Consider the following 15,271-nt stretch of genomic DNA (forward strand, 5'->3'; position numbering starts at 1 on the left):
TCGAGCGCTTGCGGCGGTCACATGGCGTTGTCAATCAGGCCACGTGATTCACCCGCCGGCGACACCTGCGTAGCCTGAGGCCCTGTCCGCACACGAGGGGGTCTCGCTGATGGCTGGTCTGTGGGGTAGGAAGTCTCGCGCGAAGAGCTGGAAGCGCGGCCTGTGGGGAAGCACGACGAAGGGCCGCAGCAAGAACCTGGCCAAGCGGGTGTGGGGCAGCAGCAAGAGCACCAAGCGCTCCAAGGGCGGCCTGTGGTGAGCGCACGCCGCTCGTCGTAACTCAGGTCCTGTCAGGCTCCGCCCGGTCAGCAACCGTCACCGCGGCGGCGTCCAGCACGGCCCGAAGCTGAGCGTGCGGAAAGCCGTCGCCGGCCGCCGGATCCGGCGCGAGCCGCGTGCTGTAGAACGGCTCGGCGTCGGCATCACGCTCGCTCACCCACCGGTTCCCGGCATCGTCGCTCTGCCACCGGACGTCCTCACCACGGAAGTCGGCACGGTCGAGCCAGTCGGCGCCGCGCGGCCAGTAGCCCTCCCAGTGCTCGGGGCGCAGCGCGGCGTACGCCTCGTCGACGGCGGCGACGGCACCGGCCACGTCGTCGTCGTCGAAGACGGCGGCGAACCGGCACAGCAGGGCCAGCGCCGCGCCCGGGGGCCACTGCCCCGGGTTCCTCGCAATGATCGCGCGGAGGATCAGGTCGAGCTCCGACCAGCGCAACGCGTGCGGGTGCCAGTGCGCGAGGTCGTCCCAGCCGAGCTCGGCCGGCTCGTCCGCGCCGGGGACGGTGACACCCAGGCTGTAGGAGTCGGTCCAGACGTCGATGCTCAGGACGACGTGGTGGCCGGCACCGACCTCGAAGGCCACGTCGAACGACGAGTCGTCGTCGCCCTCGTCGTCGTCCGCGTCGTCGTCCTCAGAGTCCAGCAAGTCCTGGAGCCCACCGAGCCGGTCCGCGCCGGGCCCGTCCGCGTAGGCGTAGGTGTACCGCGCCCAGAACTCAGGTTCGTGCAGCGACTCGTGCAGCGCCGTCAGAGTGGTCACGCCAGAAAGATAGGGCACGACCTGGTCGTCGCCGGGCGGCACCCAGCAGGTCAGCCCTTCACGCCCGCGAACCGCCCGATCAGCAGCCCCAGTCGCTGGTCGTGCCAGGCCGCAGGAAGCCGCCCGCTGCGCTCCAGCATGGCCAGGCCGTGCAGGCTCGCCCAGAAGGTCTCGGTGAGCACGCCCGGGTCGTCGTCCCCGGCCAGCGGCTCGACGGCCGCGAGCAGCTCGCCGAACCCCTCGCGGAGGTAGGCCGGGCCGTCCTCGCTGGCGAACTGCACCTCGACGGCATGCGTGAACATGGCGTCGTAGAGCGCGGGGCGCTTCCGGGCGAAGTCCGTGTAGGCCGCCGCGACCGCGGCCAGGACCTCGGACGCGCCGGTGGCTGCGGTGCGCGCGGCGCGCACCTCGTTCGCCAGCTCCCCGAACCCCTCGGCGGCCACCGCCGTCATGATGGCGTCCTTGCCCTTGAAATGGCTGTACAGGACAGGCTGGCTGTACTCGATCTCGGCGGCGAGCCGGCGCGTCGTGACCGCGTCCCAGCCTTCCGCCTCGGCCAGCTCGCGCGCGGCCCGGACGATCAGCTCCTCACGCTGAGCCCGCTCGCGCTCGCGGCGCGTCCCTGTTGCCATGCGCCGATCCTAGCACTGCTAGGAAATCTGTCCTTGCTCTGCTAGCGTTGCTATATCACCTATCAGCGCTAGCAAGGAGACCTGACATGACTGTCGTCGCATACGCCCTGGCCGTGGTCCTCAACCTGTTCATCCTCTTCATCGGGGCGCGGTTCCTGCTCAGCCCCTTTCCCGCCGCGGCCGGCTACGGCATCCCGGCCACGCAGGACCGGGCCTACCTCGAGATCAAGGGCCTGCGGGACGCCACGTTCGGGATCGTGGGCCTGACGCTGCTCGCGTTCGCCGGGGCGCACGCCGCTGCCTGGTTCATGCTCGCCGTCGCGGTGGCGCCACTCGGTGACACCGTGATCGTCCTGCGGCACGGCGGGCGCAAGGCGGTCGCGTTCGGGATCCACTTCGCCACGGCCGTCGTCGTGCTGATCAGCGCGGGCCTGCTGTTCGCCGTCTGAACGAGTCGTCGATCCGGATGCGTCTCGAACGCGACGCGTGGTGGTGGGCCCCTCAGGACGAAGCGCGAGACGATCCCGGCCGGAGGCCGGCCGGACCGGCGCTCACCGAGCCGTGATCGACAAATCGCGGTGGGATGAGCCGAACGCCTGGCTCGGGGGCCTCGCCCGCGAGGCACTTCATGGTGAGCTCGACCGCGGCGTCGCAGGACTCCTGGGGCACGAGCGGGATCGCGCTGAGCGGCACGGCGAACGCCGCCGTGTCGAAGGTCGACCCCACCGAGACCACCGAGACGTCCCGGGGAACCTCGAGGCCGCGCGCGGCGATCTCGGCGAGCACCCCGCTGTGGGCCTCGTCGTTGCAGTGCAGGAGGATGCCGGTCACACCGTCGTCGAGCAGCTCGGCCGCGGCGCGGCGTGACTGGGCGTCCGGCCGTCCCGGTCCCGTCAGCATCCGGAACTCGCCGTCCACGTCGTGCTCCTCGATCGCTCGGCGGAACCCGTCGCGCACCCGCGGAGGGAAGTTCGACAGCTCGTAGGCGCCGGGTGGTTGGCCGATCAGCCCGAGGTGGCGGTGCCCGGCCGCCACGAGGCGGTCGACCGCGAGGGCGGCAGCGCCCTCGAAGTCGAGGTCGACGCACAGCAGACCCTCGTTGTCGTCCGGGACCCCGACGAACACCGAGGGGGTCGAGATGCGGCGCGCGAGGTCCACCCGCTCGTCGTCGGGCGCGACGTCCAGCACGATGATGCCGTCGACCAGGCCGCTCGACGCGACCCGGTGCATCCCCGTCGACGCCTGCTCGTCCGTCAGGAGCAGCACGTCGCAGTCCTCACGCCGTGCGGCGACCGCGGTGGCGAGGACAAAGGCCATGTGGGTCGGGGCGTGCGTGTCGGCGCGCAGCGGCTCGGTGACCGCGAGGATGTGCGTCCGGGTCCCGGCGAGCATGCGGGCTCCGGCGTTCGGGCGATAGTCCAGCGCCTGCGCGGCTTCCTGGACGCGACGACGCGTCTCTGCCGCCACGGGCCGCTTGCCGCTCAGCGCGTAGGACACCGTGCTGATCGACACGCCCGCTGCCTGCGCGACCTCGTGAATCCTTGCCATGAACCTTCCGACGTCAGCAGCACAGCGCGGTACGAAGCGCTTCGACCTGAAGTTACGCGAGCAGTCCGCGCACGGCAAGCCTCGCCGGGACGCGCCGCTCCCGAGGGGTTGCCAGGACCGCGAGGATCCCCGTACTGTCGCGGTCGAAGCGTTTACGCGAAGCGCTTCGACAGCGACTGACGATGGCCGCGACCGCAAGCATGTCGAAGGAGATATGTGCAATGAGAAAGAACCTGATGGCCGGCGCGACGGTTGCGCTCGCGGCCCTGCTCCTGTCCGCGTGTGCCGCCGATGACGGTGCGGGCGACGCGTCGGGCGGCTCGGACGACGGCGGTGTCACCACCCTGGAGTACTGGGCCTGGGGCACCGCGCAGAAGCCGCTGGTCGACGAATGGAACCGGACCCACCCCGACATCCAGGTGAAGCACACCGACGCGGGCGGCGGCTCGGACTCGTCCGCGAAGCTCGTCACCGCGGCACGCGCCGACAGCGCCCCCGACGTCGCCCTCGTCGAGTACAACACCCTCCCCGCGATGATCGTGGCGGGCGTCGCCTCGGACATCACCGAGTACGTCAGCGACGTCGAGGGTGACTTCGCGCCGGGCGTGTGGAGCCAGTCGACGTTCGACGGCGCGAGCTACGGCGTTCCGCAGGACGCCGGGCCGCAGGCGCTGACCTACAACAAGGCCCGGTTCGACGAGCTCGGCATCGAGGTGCCGACCACGTGGGCCGAGTTCGCCGACGCCGCTGAGGCCGTCCACGAGGCCGACCCCGACGCCTACATCACGACCTTCGCCCCGGCGGAGTTCGGCGGGTTCGCCGCGTTCGCGCAGCAGGCCGGCGCCGAGTGGTGGACGGTCGACGGCGGGGACTGGACCGTCGGGTTCGACGACCCGGCGTCCGTCGAGGTGGCCGACTACTGGCAGGACCTGATCGACCGGGACCTCGTGCTCGCCGAGCCGCTCCTGACGCCCGAGTGGAACGCCTCGCTCAACGACGGCAACATCCTCTCGTGGCCCGCGGGCCTCTGGGCCGCAGGCGTCATCAACGGCGTGGCCGGTGACATGGCCGGGGACTGGGCGATGGCTCCGCTGCCGCAGTGGACCGAGGGCGACCCCGCGGTCGCGTTCCAGGGCGGGTCGGCGATGGTCGTGACGTCCTCGAGCAAGAACGCCGAGGCCGCCGCCGAGTTCGCCGCCTGGATGGGCACCGCCGAGGAGAGCGCCAGCATCCAGATCAAGGAGGGGCAGTACCCGGCCTCGCTGCTGGGCCAGGAGCTCACGCTCGAGAGCGACCCGCCCGCCCTGATGCCCCAGCAGGACGACTACTGGGAGATCGCGGCCGAGATCGCCGGCACCACCATCCCGGACCTCAGCTGGGGGCCGAACGTCAACGTGGCCTCGAGCGCCTTCCAGGACGCGATGTCCGCCGCCGTGACGGACGGTACGCCGCTGCGCGACGCGCTGACCGCGACCGAGGACGTCGTGTTCGACGACATGGAGACCTCCGGGTTCACCGTCACCCGGAAGTGAGGCGGTGCGGGTGCCGGGCACTGCCCCGGCACCCGCGCGCCTCCGATCGTCGAAGATCCGAGAAGAAAGGTGCGCGCATGAGCACCCTGACCGAACGTGCGACCAGCACGGCGCGCCGACGTCGGCGTACCTGGGTCGCCCCCTACGCCTTCCTGCTGCCGGCAGGTCTCCTGTTCATCGCGTTCCTCGCCGTCCCGATCGGCTACGCGATCGTCCTGAGCTTCCGCGGGCTGCGCGTGACCGGCTCGGGCATCTTCGGGGTCCGCGAAGAGACCTGGGTGGGTTTCGAGAACTACGTCCGCACCTTCAGCGACGCGGAGTTCCTCGCGGGCTTCGGCCGGCTGGCGATCTACGGCCTGATCGCCGTGCCGCTGACGCTCGGGCTCGCCCTGCTCTTCGCCCTCCTGCTGGACCTGCCCCGGGTGCGCGCGGCGCGGTTCTCCCGCACCGCGATCTTCATCCCGTACGCGGTGCCCGGCGTCATCGCGTCGCTGCTGTGGGGCTTTCTCTACCTGCCGTCCACGAGCCCCCTCAACTGGGTGCTGGGCCAGCTCGGTCTGCCGGACGTCGTCGTCCTGAGCGGCTCCTCGCTCTACCCGGCCGTCGCCAACATCGCGATCTGGAGCGGCGTCGGCTTCAACATGATCATCATCTACACGTCGCTGCGGGGGATCCCCGGGGAGATCTACGAGGCGGCCCGCATCGACGGGGCCGGCGAGTGGAGCATCGCGTGGCGGATCAAGATCCCGCTCGTGGCTCCCGCCCTGGTGCTCACCGGGCTCTTCGCCCTCATCGGCACGCTGCAGGTGTACGGCGAGCCGACGACGCTGCGGCCGATGACGAACGAGATCTCGCAGACCTGGGTGCCGCTCATGAAGATCTACCGCGACGCGTTCGTGCGCGACGACCTCTCGCTCGCCGCGGCGTCGTCGGTGGTGCTCGCGATCGGGACGCTCGTGGTGTCGGTGGTGCTGCTGCGGGTGACGCAGCGGCGGTCGTTGGGAGGAGAAGGATGAGCACGCTCGTCTCGGACCGCAGGACCAGCCGGGCCTCCCCGGAGTCCAGCATCTCGCCGCGCCGGCGTCCGCGGCGGCCGGTGATCGCATCGACCGTCCTGATCCTCGGGGCGATCTACTGCCTCGTACCGGTGCTCTGGGTCATCACGGCGTCGACCAAGTCGAACCCGGAGCTGTTCACCACCTTCACCTTCCTTCCCGGCACCGGCCTGCTGGACAACCTCACCGACCTGTTCGCCTACGGCGGCGGCCAGTTCTCCCTGTGGGCCCTCAACAGCCTCCTCTACGCCGGCGTCGGCGCGGCGCTCTCGACGCTCATCTCCACGATGGCGGGATTCGCCCTCGCGAAGTACGACTTCCCCGGGCGGCAGGTCTGGTTCTACGCGATCCTCGCCGGCATCCTGCTGCCCGGCATCACCCTCGCCATCCCGCAGTACCTGCTGATGTCGCAGATGGGTCTGGCGGGAACCCACTGGTCGGTGCTGCTCCCGGTGCTCATCTCGCCGTTCGGCATCTTCCTGGCACGCGTCTACGCGTCGTCGGCGGTCCCCACCGACACCATGGAGGCGGCCCGGATCGACGGCGCGAGCGAGTTCCGCATCTTCACCTCGATCGTCCTGCCGATGATGGTGCCCGGGATGGTGACCATCTTCCTGCTGCAGTTCGTCGGCATCTGGAACAACTTCCTGCTGCCGTTCATCATGCTGTCGGACGAGCGGATGTACCCCCTGACGGTGGGGCTGTACACCCTGCTGTCCAAGGGCTCCGGAACGCCGTCGCTCTACAGCCTCGCCATCATCGGTGCTGCCATCTCGATCATCCCCCTGATCGTGATGATGCTCGTGCTGCAGCGCTACTGGCGGCTGGACCTGGTCAGCGGAGGGCTGAAGGGATGACACTCTCCGTGGCTCCCCTCGTGCTCGGCACCTCCAAGCTGGGGCGGTCCGCAGACGGCGAGGAGGCCGCGCGGCTGCTGCGCCGCGCGGCCGCGGCCGGCCTGCGCGACTGGGACACCAGCAACAACTACGGCCGGGCCGAGGAGTACGTCGGGCGCGCGCTGGACGGCCTGGACCGCGCGAGCGTCCAGGTCTTCACGAAGGTCGACCCCGTCGAGGGCTCCGCGGACTTCTCCGGCGCTCGCGTCCGAGCGTCGGTGCTCGAGTCGCTCGAGCGGATCGGCACCGACCGGCTGCCCCTGGTCCACCTGCACGACCCGGAGCGCATCACGTTCGAGGACGCCGTCGCACCGGACGGTCCGGTGCGGGCGCTCGTCGAGCTGCGTGACGAGGGTGTGATCGAGCACATCGGTGTCGCCGGCGGTCCGGTCGCCCTGCTGCAGCGCTTCGTCGCGACCGGCGAGTTCGAGTTCGTCGTGACCCACAACCGGTTCACGCTCCTGGACCGCTCCGCCGAGCCCCTCCTCGACGACTGCGCCGAACGGGGCATCGGCGTCTTCAACGCGGCACCCTTCGGCGGCGGGGCGCTGACCGCCGACGAGGGGCCCGTCGGCGACTACCACTACCGGGCGGTCGACGACGCGCAGCGGGTCGCCGTCGAGCAGCTGCGGCGGATCGCGCGGGAGGCCGGGGTGCCGCTCGGCGCGCTCGCGCTCGGCCTCGGCGCCCGCGACCCGCGCATCACGGCGACGATCGTCGGGGCCAGCAGGCCCGCGTCCCTGGACCGGCTCCTCGACTGGGCGGCCATGGACCTCCCGGACGTCTGGGCCGACCTCGCAGCCGCGCTCCCCGCACCCGAGCACCAGACCGGCCCGCACGGGCGCTGAGCAGCCCGCCGTCCACCCTGCAGCACGAGCCACGATCAACGAAGGAAGGCCATGCCGAACCAGCCGTACTCCCCGGGACGTTTCCTCTTCGGGGGCGACTACAACCCCGAGCAGTGGTCCCGCGAGACGTGGGCCGAGGACATCGCGCTGATGCGGCGCGCCAAGGTCAACACCGCGACGATCGGCGTGTTCTCGTGGGCAGAGCTCGAACCCCGCGAGGGCGAGTACGACGCCGCGTGGCTCGACGAGGTCATCGAGAACCTCCACTCCGCCGGCATCGGCTTCTTCCTCGCGACGCCGACGGCGTCACCTCCGCCGTGGTTCACGGTCGCCCACCCCGACGCGCTCCCGGTCCGGCCCGACGGCACCCGGGTGCTGCACGGCTCGCGCGACACCTACGCGATCAGCGCCCCGGCCTACCGGGAGGCCGCACGCCGGGTCGCGACGTTCCTCGCCGAGCGCTACGGCAGCCATCCCGGGCTGCGCGGCTGGCACATCCACAACGAGTACGGCACCGTCGACCACGGCCCGCACGCGGCCCGCGCCTTCCGCGAGTGGCTGGAGCGCAAGTACGGCACGCTCGAGCGGCTCAACGCGGCCTGGTACACCGCCTTCTGGTCCCAGCGCTACGGCGCGTGGGACGAGATCCTGCCGCCGATGCAGACGCAGTACCTGCACAACCCCGCGCACCTGGTCGACTTCAAGCGCTTCTGCTCGGACGAGATGCTCGCGGCGTTCACGGAGCAGAAGGAGGCGATCCGGGCCACCGGATCCAGCGCACCGATCACCACCAACTTCATGCTGCCCACGTGGAACCACCTGGACCAGTGGAGCTGGAGCGACGCCCAGGACATCGTGTCGATCGACCACTACCTGGACACGACCGGGCCTGACGGCGAGGCGCACGTCGCCTACGGGTCGGACCTGACCCGGTCCTGGGCCGGCGGACCCTGGGTGCTCATGGAGCAGAGCGCCACCGGTATCCGCGTCGGCGACCGGCAGCTCACCAAGAGTCCCGACCGCATGATCCGCAACTCGCTCGCGTACATCGCGCGGGGGTCGCAGAGCTCCCTGTTCTTCCAGTGGCGCGCGTCGGCCGCCGGGTCGGAGGTCTGGCACGGCGCGATGGTGCCGCACGCCGGTGCGGACTCCGCAGCCTTCGAGGCGGTGGTGCGGCTGGGTGACATCCTCGAGCGCATCGGTGAGGTCGCCGACCCGCCCGCGGACGGCGTCGTGCTGGACGCCGGCATCGGGATCGTCTGGGACGCGGAGGGCTGGTGGTCGCTCGAGACGCCGCACCTCCCGACCGACGCGATCACCTACCGCGACGAGGTCCGTGCGGCACATCGCGCCCTGTGGCGTGGCGGGTACGCCACCGACTTCGTCCGCCCGGGCGCGGACGCCTCCCGTTACCGGCTCCTGGTCGTTCCCGCGCTCTACGCCATGACCCGGGAGACCGCCCGGTGGCTGGAGTCGTACGTCGAGTCAGGTGGGCACCTCGTCGTGACGTTCGCCTCGGGCCTGGCGGATCAGGACCAGCGTGTCGTCGCCGACGGCTACCCCGGCATGCTGCGTGGCCTGCTCGGCGTGCGGTCCGAGCAGATCTCCCCGCTCGCGGAGGATGACGCGGTCGAGCTGAGCAACGGTTGGCGTGCCGGCACCTGGACCGAGCAGCTGCGCCTGGAGTCCGCGAGCGCGGTGGTCCGCTACGAGACGGGCGCCATGGCCGGGCTGCCTGCCGTCACGCGTCGCGACCTCGGACGCGGCAGTGCGACCTACGTGTCGGCGAAGCTCACGCAGACGTCTCTGGACGCCTTCATCGCCGAGTCCGCGGTGGCCGCCGGCATCGAGCCCGTCGTCGCCGGGGCGGCGGCCTCCGAGGTCGAGGCGGTGCGACGCCGTGGAGCGGGAGCCGACTACCTCTTCCTCCTCAACCACGGTACCCGCCCGGTGCGCGCCCAGGGTGCGGGCGTGGACCTGATCACAGGTGCGGAGGACGTGCTGGAGCTCGGTGCGGGCGCCGTCGCCGTCATCCGTGAGAGCAGGGGTGGCTGGACGATCAGCTCATAGCCAGGCACGTGGAGGCGGTTCACCTGAACTGGGTGACGCACGATCGGGCCCGGCGACGGTCAAATGAGAGTGACGCCCGACCCGGCGGCGCAGGCAACCTGCACCCCCGGATCACCGCGTCATCACCGGACCGACCGAGCTGGAAGGACGAACATCATGAGCGAACCGTCGGAGGGCACGCCCGTGGTCGACCTGCTCGTGCAGCTGACGACAGACTCCGTCGAAGCATCGAGCCTGGACCTGGAGACGCTGATGCTCGTCCGCCTTGCCGCGCTCGTCGCGGTCGGAGCCCCGCCGAGCTCCTACCTCCTGAACCTCGAGGCGGCGGTGGGGGCGGGCATCGACGCCGACCAGGTCACCGGCGTGCTCACCGCGGTCGCGCCCATCGTCGGCACACCCCGCGTCGTCGCCGCCGCGAGCGGCATCGCGGAGTCCTTCGCGTTCGAGGTCGCGGTCGCGCTCGCCGACGCCGAGGAACAAGACGAGGTGTAGGTCGCGTGCCTGACGACGCCGACGGCCCGGACCCGGCCGCGGACGTCTCCGAGGCGGAGGCAGGAACGCGCTCAGGCCTGCCGGCCCTGCTCTCCTGGGGGCCGCGGCTGGGCGTCTGGGCCTGGAGCTTCGTCGGCGTCGTCATCGCGGTCGCCATCGTGGTCCTGGTGCTCTCGGCCGTGAGCGAGATCGTCCTGCCGCTGACGTTCGCCGCCGTGCTCGCCGTGTGCTTCATGCCGCTGGCGAGACAGCTGGGACGGCACGGGGTCAGGGACACCATCGCGGCGACGCTGATCGTGCTCGGCCTGATCGCCGTCGGGCTTGTCGTCGTCGTCGCAACCGTCCGCGGCGTCGTCCAGCAGTCCGCCGACCTGGGCCAGTCCGTCGACGTAGCGATCGATCGTCTCGTCACGGAGGTCCACATCGACGAGGCGTCGCTGGACGCCGTACGTCAGGCCGTCGAGGACGCCGCGCCGGCCGTGACCACCGGCGTCGTGACCGGGTTGCTCGGCGGCGTCGGCACGATCGTCGGGCTGGCCAGCGGGCTGATCCTCGGTGCGCTGATCATGTACTACCTCCTCAAGGACGGCGCAAAGCTCAGAAGATCGGTGATCTCGCTGTTCGAGGACGACACGGGGCGGGAGGTCGACGGCTTCGTCGGGGACTCCGCCCGGACGCTGCGCGACTACGGGCGCGGGCGCACCGTCATGTCGGCCGTGGTCGCCGTCGTCATCGGGCTGGCCGCGCTCCTGCTCGGCCTGCCCCTGATCTTCACCATCGTCGTCGTGAACTTCGTCGGCGGCTACATCCCGTACATCGGGGCATTCCTCGGCGGTGGCCTGGCTGTCGTCATCGCGCTGGGCGACGGCGGCCTGACGACTGCCGCGATCATGTTCGTCGTCGTCGTCGCGTCCAACCTGCTGCTGGAGAACTTCGTCGAGCCGCGGGTCATGGGCCGCACGCTGGACATCCACCCCCTGGTCGTCCTGGTGGTGACCGCGCTCGGCGGGCTCGTCGGCGGGATCGTCGGCCTCATCCTGGCGGTTCCCGCCTGGGTTGTCGCCACCGAGGGCATCGCGAGGCTGCGGCGCCACGGCTTCTTCGACCGCGTCGCGACCCGCGCCGAGCCCGCGGTGCGACGGATGCTCCGGTAGCCCCGATCCAGCACCGATTCGCATCGTCGTATCTCTGCAGCGAGTGGGCCCGGAGGGATTCGAACCCCCGACATCCACGGTGTAAACCGTGGAAGGTGCCCTGAACTGCACAGACGCCCCTCGAAAGTACCCTCGTGGGCATCCCACGGGCATTCGAGGCTGGTGTGCTGAATCATGAGGACAGAGTCCCACGCTGGTCCAGCGCCCGCGACGTCATCACCCCGTCCTGCAGGGTCGACCCCGAAGCCATCCGAGCAGATGGCGATCCAGAGCTTCGCAGCACCTGGCATCACCCACGAGAACCCCGTCATCGGTGCCGCGGTCCTCGTACAGGATCGAGAAGAGTGGCCGCTGCCGGAGCGCCTTGGTCCGAAACCAGATAACGAGCTCAACTACCTACCCGAACCGCCGGCCCCCTGCATGAGGTGCTCTCACACGAGACTCGGTGGCAGGCCTCGGCAACTCTCGGAGAAACGTCCCTGACCTCGGACTACCCCGAAATCGGGCTGATACGCGTGACCCGATACTGCCCCGGACTCTCGGGGAATCTCGTGGATTCTAGGCCCCTCAAGTGGTGAGTTTCTGGTGACTACCGCGGCAAGAACGCGTCGTGGACCGGCGCGAACGACATCTCGCATCGATCGCGAGAAGCACCCTAAGAGCCCGTCGGGTCCTTGGCCCCGACCTGTCGGCGCCCGTAGGCAGCGTGGCGCTGAAAAGGACTGCTCACCTGGCCACAGAATAGAAGCCATGAGTAGCGTCTCGCGCCCAACGACTGCCGCGTCCGCCATCAAGCGCGTCCGGGTGGAGGTACCTGAGTGGATCTGGGGCAACGACACCTCAGGTTTTCTCGTTGAAGCCGACCTGCGCCGCTCGAGAGCGAACGGTACGGGCTACTCCGAGATCCAGACAAAGGAGTCCTACCTGCGCCAGGCCCCGGTTCTCGTCGAATCCGGGCCGGTTCTCTCGGCTGCGGGCAAGCCCCAAGGGAGTGCCGAGTGGCTGAGGTCATTCGATAACCCATCCATCGAGTCCTCGGTGTACGAGAAGATCAAGGGCCATCCGTCGTGGGCCACTCCGCCAGCATCGACCAGCCCTCTAGGGCGTGTTTCGGATTAGTGGGTTGACCTGCGGGTTCGGCATGCTGCGGGGTCGTGGTGGACGTTGCGGGACGGCATGACCTGAGTGATGAGGCGTGGGCGGTCCTGGAGCCGCTGTTGCCGGTCAAGAGGCGAGGGCGCAAGGCCCGGTTTCTGCGGCGGCAGATCGATGGGATCCGGTGGCGGACCCGGGCGGGGTGCTCGTGGCGGGACGTCCCGCAGGACCGGTACGGGTCCTGGATGTCGGTCTATCGGCGGTTCCGGGACTGGCAGCGCGACGGTTCGTGGGCGGTGCTGGCTGACCGGTTGCGGACCGTGGCGGACGGGGCTGGGCTGATCGAGTGGGACCTGAACGTGGACTCCACGATCGCTCGAGCGCATCAGCACGCGGCCGGCGCCAGGAAGCATCCGGAGCTGCAGAAGGAACCGCCCGGTGGTGTGAGCACCGAGCCGGCTGATCACGGACTGGGCCGGTCACGGGGCGGGTTGAGCACGAAGGTCCACGCCGCTGCGGAGCAGGGGCAGAAGCTGATGGGCATGGTCGTCACGGCCGGGCAGCGGGGTGACAGCCCGCAGTTCGGCCCGGTCCTGGAGCAGGTTCGTGTCCAGCGTCCCGGTGGGGTGGGGCGGCCGCGCACTCGTCCGGACCGGGTCCGGGGTGACAAGGCCTACGCCTCCGCGGGCAACCGTCGCTTGCTGCGTCGGCGGGGCATCCGCGCGACGATCCCGGACAAGAAGGACCACGCCGCGCACCGGGTAGCGAAGGGCTCGGCGGGTGGACGGCCACCGAAGGTCGACTACGAGGACTACAAGAAGCGGCACGCGGTGGAGTGCATGTTCAACCGGCTCAAACGCTGGCGAGCGGTCGCCACGAGGTTCGACAAGCTCCAGGTTCGTTACGAGGCCACGGTGATGGTCGCGGCGATCGACGACTGGCTCGCCGCGCTCGTGCGGGCCGGGGCGGCCTGACCGGGCTGGCATCCTGGGGCTCGTGGACTACTACGCCGACGCCGAGGGCGGCCGATACGTCGCTGATCCCGACCACGCCGACCTGGTAGGACTCGTCCGCGAGCTGAACTCCAGCGACAACACGTTCTTCGTCGTGTTCCCCGACGACGAAGACCTTGGGTGGGCAATCTCGGTCCACACCCGCCGAGGGCTCCTGGGCGGCTACGAGATCGAACGCGAGGACCCCGGCACCGGCGAACACACCACGACCACCGCCGCTGACCCGAGCACCATCGCTACCGATGTCCTGGAATGGGCCAGCCGCCGCTGACCCATTCCGAAACACGCCCTAGTCGAGATCGTCCAGTGGGCGCAGCGCGCGGCGATGTTCATACCGGGTACGAGGCTCCTTGAGCAGGCCGAGGCTGTCTGGGACGCGTTGAGGCACAAGGTGGTCTTCGAAGACTCGGGCGAGGAGGTCTTCCCCAGGGCGAGCATTCTGGGTCTCCGCCGGTCGCAGTCCCTGGTGCACCGAGTCAAGCTCCTTTCCGTGTTGTTGCGAGTCGCCAACGATGAACGCCTGCGCGATGGCGATCAAGCAGAGCTACGGAAGTTACTGGGGCGAGGAGAGGTCGTGTTCGGCGCCGGTAGCGACCTCACTGGCGGGGTGATGATGTTCGACGCCTACCTGCACCCGCTCATGGCCGCGCTAACGCCGCACGTGTGGGGCTTCCCGATCCCCCGCGTCGAGGGAATCCTCGTCTGTTCATTCGGTAGGGCCGTCCCTGGGACCAGCGAGAGCAAGTCAGGGCTCCTCGACGCCCTCTACATCCCGGGCCGGCACGACCCCGTGGAGGTCAGAGAATTCGTGGATCCGAGCGCACCCGAGTTGGCGCTTCACTGGTGGGCCAACGCCCTCAACCGCATGTTCGGCGTTGTCACCGACCCTGTGACCTTTGCGAACCGGTCCGCCGTTTTCGAACTCGACCTCGCGTTCCAGGCGGCTGCGACGGTTGAGCAAGTGTTTCGCCGGGTGGGATCCAGCCAGATGGCCGACGGCGACCTCATCGGCCGTCGAGCGGCGATGTTCAATGCCATCGATGCCTTCGAGGGACTGACTGGGCAGAACGTCACCTTGATGCTTACGCCCTCGCACGCGCGCAAGACGCTCACTCGACTTGAGTCGACGATTAACGGTCCGGCCGCTGAGATCCTCCTGCCCGTAGCGCGTCGGGCAACGGCCGCCCTGGAAGCCGTCGCTTCTGGCTTCTATCTCCGCAATCCGGACGGCGCGATCCCCGTCGGCTCCGACAGGCCGGCACTGGATCCTGGGGAGGCAACGGCGAAGTACATGTACCTCCTACGCAACTCGACCCACGGCTTCACCGGCGGAAGGGCTCTCGGGAAGGACGGGGCAGCGCTGCTCGCCGCTCATACCGGAGTGGTACACCACGACGTCGGACTGCTCAGCTGGCTATACCTCCTGGACCTCCTTGCCAATCCAGATCGACTGCGCCAGGTCTTGGGCAATCAAGCGCGACGCATCGGCAAATAGTCCGCTCATTCACCAGCCGAACCACCGACGGATGATTCTGGACCGTCCACAACACCAACGCCCGGCCTGCCGAGACCGCTCTCCTGTTCAGCGCCTGGCAACAGATCCCGGTCGCAGCCTCGATCTAGTCCGACGGCCTCGGCATCTTCACCCCGAGTCGGAACAGTTCGTTCTCGATGGCGTCCGCAGAGCGCGCGGACTCCGGATGAGCTTCCCACGAACGACAGACCGCAGGAGGTAGGCGTAGCCATCCCCGGCTGAGACCTTACGGATCGACATCGTCACGAACCACACCTCCCCAGAACGTAGGCGTGGTCGTCTACCTGTCGACACCCGACCGCGATTCTCAAGGGAGTCGGCACGCTACTAAGGCGCCGCCTCGGGGGTGAGATTTCGACGAGA

16 protein-coding genes are annotated in these 15,271 nt (G+C 69.6%); 13 read left to right on the forward strand and 3 right to left on the reverse strand.

Features of this window, described 5'->3' with window-relative positions; all coding sequences use genetic code 11:
- Nucleotides 1-109 precede the first annotated feature (109 nt).
- Nucleotides 110-259, forward strand: a complete 150-nt coding sequence (locus tag ACIPN7_RS14250; protein ID WP_400543002.1) for a hypothetical protein — start codon at nucleotides 110-112, stop codon at nucleotides 257-259.
- A gap of 21 nt (nucleotides 260-280) precedes the next feature.
- On the opposite strand, the gene ACIPN7_RS14255 is transcribed toward ACIPN7_RS14250, so the two are convergent.
- Both ACIPN7_RS14255 and ACIPN7_RS14260 read right to left on the reverse strand, forming a co-directional pair.
- Nucleotides 281-1,039, reverse strand: coding sequence for a hypothetical protein (locus ACIPN7_RS14255; protein WP_400543005.1), 759 nt, complete (start codon nucleotides 1,037-1,039; stop codon nucleotides 281-283).
- 50 nt (nucleotides 1,040-1,089) lie between these two features.
- Nucleotides 1,090-1,671, reverse strand: a complete 582-nt coding sequence (locus tag ACIPN7_RS14260) for a TetR/AcrR family transcriptional regulator (RefSeq protein WP_400543007.1) — start codon at nucleotides 1,669-1,671, stop codon at nucleotides 1,090-1,092.
- A gap of 86 nt (nucleotides 1,672-1,757) precedes the next feature.
- Here ACIPN7_RS14260 and ACIPN7_RS14265 point away from each other — a divergent pair, with 86 nt between their 5' ends.
- Complete coding sequence (locus ACIPN7_RS14265) at nucleotides 1,758-2,120, forward strand: DUF4267 domain-containing protein (RefSeq protein ID WP_400543010.1); 363 nt, start codon at nucleotides 1,758-1,760, stop codon at nucleotides 2,118-2,120.
- 52 nt (nucleotides 2,121-2,172) lie between these two features.
- On the opposite strand, the gene ACIPN7_RS14270 is transcribed toward ACIPN7_RS14265, so the two are convergent.
- Nucleotides 2,173-3,219 (reverse strand): LacI family DNA-binding transcriptional regulator, encoded by a 1,047-nt coding sequence (locus ACIPN7_RS14270; protein ID WP_400543013.1) that lies wholly within the window; start codon nucleotides 3,217-3,219, stop codon nucleotides 2,173-2,175.
- Between the two features lie 221 nt (nucleotides 3,220-3,440).
- On the opposite strand from ACIPN7_RS14270, the gene ACIPN7_RS14275 reads away from it, so the two are divergent.
- The 11 genes from ACIPN7_RS14275 to ACIPN7_RS14325 all read left to right on the forward strand — a co-directional run bounded on the left by ACIPN7_RS14275 (nucleotide 3,441) and on the right by ACIPN7_RS14325 (nucleotide 14,869).
- Nucleotides 3,441-4,751 (forward strand): ABC transporter substrate-binding protein, encoded by a 1,311-nt coding sequence (locus ACIPN7_RS14275; RefSeq protein WP_400543016.1) that lies wholly within the window; start codon nucleotides 3,441-3,443, stop codon nucleotides 4,749-4,751.
- A 77-nt stretch (nucleotides 4,752-4,828) separates the two neighbouring features.
- Nucleotides 4,829-5,767, forward strand: coding sequence for a carbohydrate ABC transporter permease (locus ACIPN7_RS14280; protein WP_400543019.1), 939 nt, complete (start codon nucleotides 4,829-4,831; stop codon nucleotides 5,765-5,767).
- Nucleotides 5,764-6,663, forward strand: a complete 900-nt coding sequence (locus ACIPN7_RS14285) for a carbohydrate ABC transporter permease (protein ID WP_400543022.1) — start codon at nucleotides 5,764-5,766, stop codon at nucleotides 6,661-6,663. Before ACIPN7_RS14280 ends, ACIPN7_RS14285 begins: the two co-directional genes overlap by 4 nt.
- Nucleotides 6,660-7,550: an aldo/keto reductase gene (locus ACIPN7_RS14290; protein ID WP_400543025.1), complete on the forward strand. Its 891-nt coding sequence runs from the start codon at nucleotides 6,660-6,662 to the stop codon at nucleotides 7,548-7,550. Before ACIPN7_RS14285 ends, ACIPN7_RS14290 begins: the two co-directional genes overlap by 4 nt.
- A 51-nt stretch (nucleotides 7,551-7,601) precedes the next feature.
- The gene (locus ACIPN7_RS14295; RefSeq protein WP_400543028.1) at nucleotides 7,602-9,620 is read left to right on the forward strand and encodes a beta-galactosidase; all 2,019 of its coding nucleotides are present in this window, start codon (nucleotides 7,602-7,604) and stop codon (nucleotides 9,618-9,620) included.
- Nucleotides 9,621-9,776: 156 nt separating this feature from the next.
- Nucleotides 9,777-10,112, forward strand: a complete 336-nt coding sequence (locus ACIPN7_RS14300; protein WP_400543031.1) for a carboxymuconolactone decarboxylase family protein — start codon at nucleotides 9,777-9,779, stop codon at nucleotides 10,110-10,112.
- 5 nt (nucleotides 10,113-10,117) lie between these two features.
- Nucleotides 10,118-11,266, forward strand: coding sequence for an AI-2E family transporter (locus ACIPN7_RS14305; protein WP_400543034.1), 1,149 nt, complete (start codon nucleotides 10,118-10,120; stop codon nucleotides 11,264-11,266).
- A gap of 750 nt (nucleotides 11,267-12,016) precedes the next feature.
- Nucleotides 12,017-12,385 (forward strand): hypothetical protein, encoded by a 369-nt coding sequence (locus ACIPN7_RS14310; protein WP_400543037.1) that lies wholly within the window; start codon nucleotides 12,017-12,019, stop codon nucleotides 12,383-12,385.
- A 38-nt stretch (nucleotides 12,386-12,423) separates the two neighbouring features.
- A complete protein-coding gene (locus tag ACIPN7_RS14315) occupies nucleotides 12,424-13,335 on the forward strand; it encodes an IS5 family transposase (RefSeq protein ID WP_400543267.1) in 912 nt (303 codons plus the stop codon).
- A 22-nt stretch (nucleotides 13,336-13,357) separates the two neighbouring features.
- Complete coding sequence (locus ACIPN7_RS14320; protein WP_400543040.1) at nucleotides 13,358-13,645, forward strand: hypothetical protein; 288 nt, start codon at nucleotides 13,358-13,360, stop codon at nucleotides 13,643-13,645.
- Between the two features lie 54 nt (nucleotides 13,646-13,699).
- Nucleotides 13,700-14,869, forward strand: a complete 1,170-nt coding sequence (locus tag ACIPN7_RS14325; protein ID WP_400543043.1) for a hypothetical protein — start codon at nucleotides 13,700-13,702, stop codon at nucleotides 14,867-14,869.
- The last annotated feature ends 402 nt before the right edge of the window (nucleotides 14,870-15,271 follow it).

It is taken from the genome of Promicromonospora sp. NPDC090134 (genome assembly GCF_044746965.1).
Taxonomy (GTDB): domain Bacteria; phylum Actinomycetota; class Actinomycetes; order Actinomycetales; family Cellulomonadaceae; genus Promicromonospora.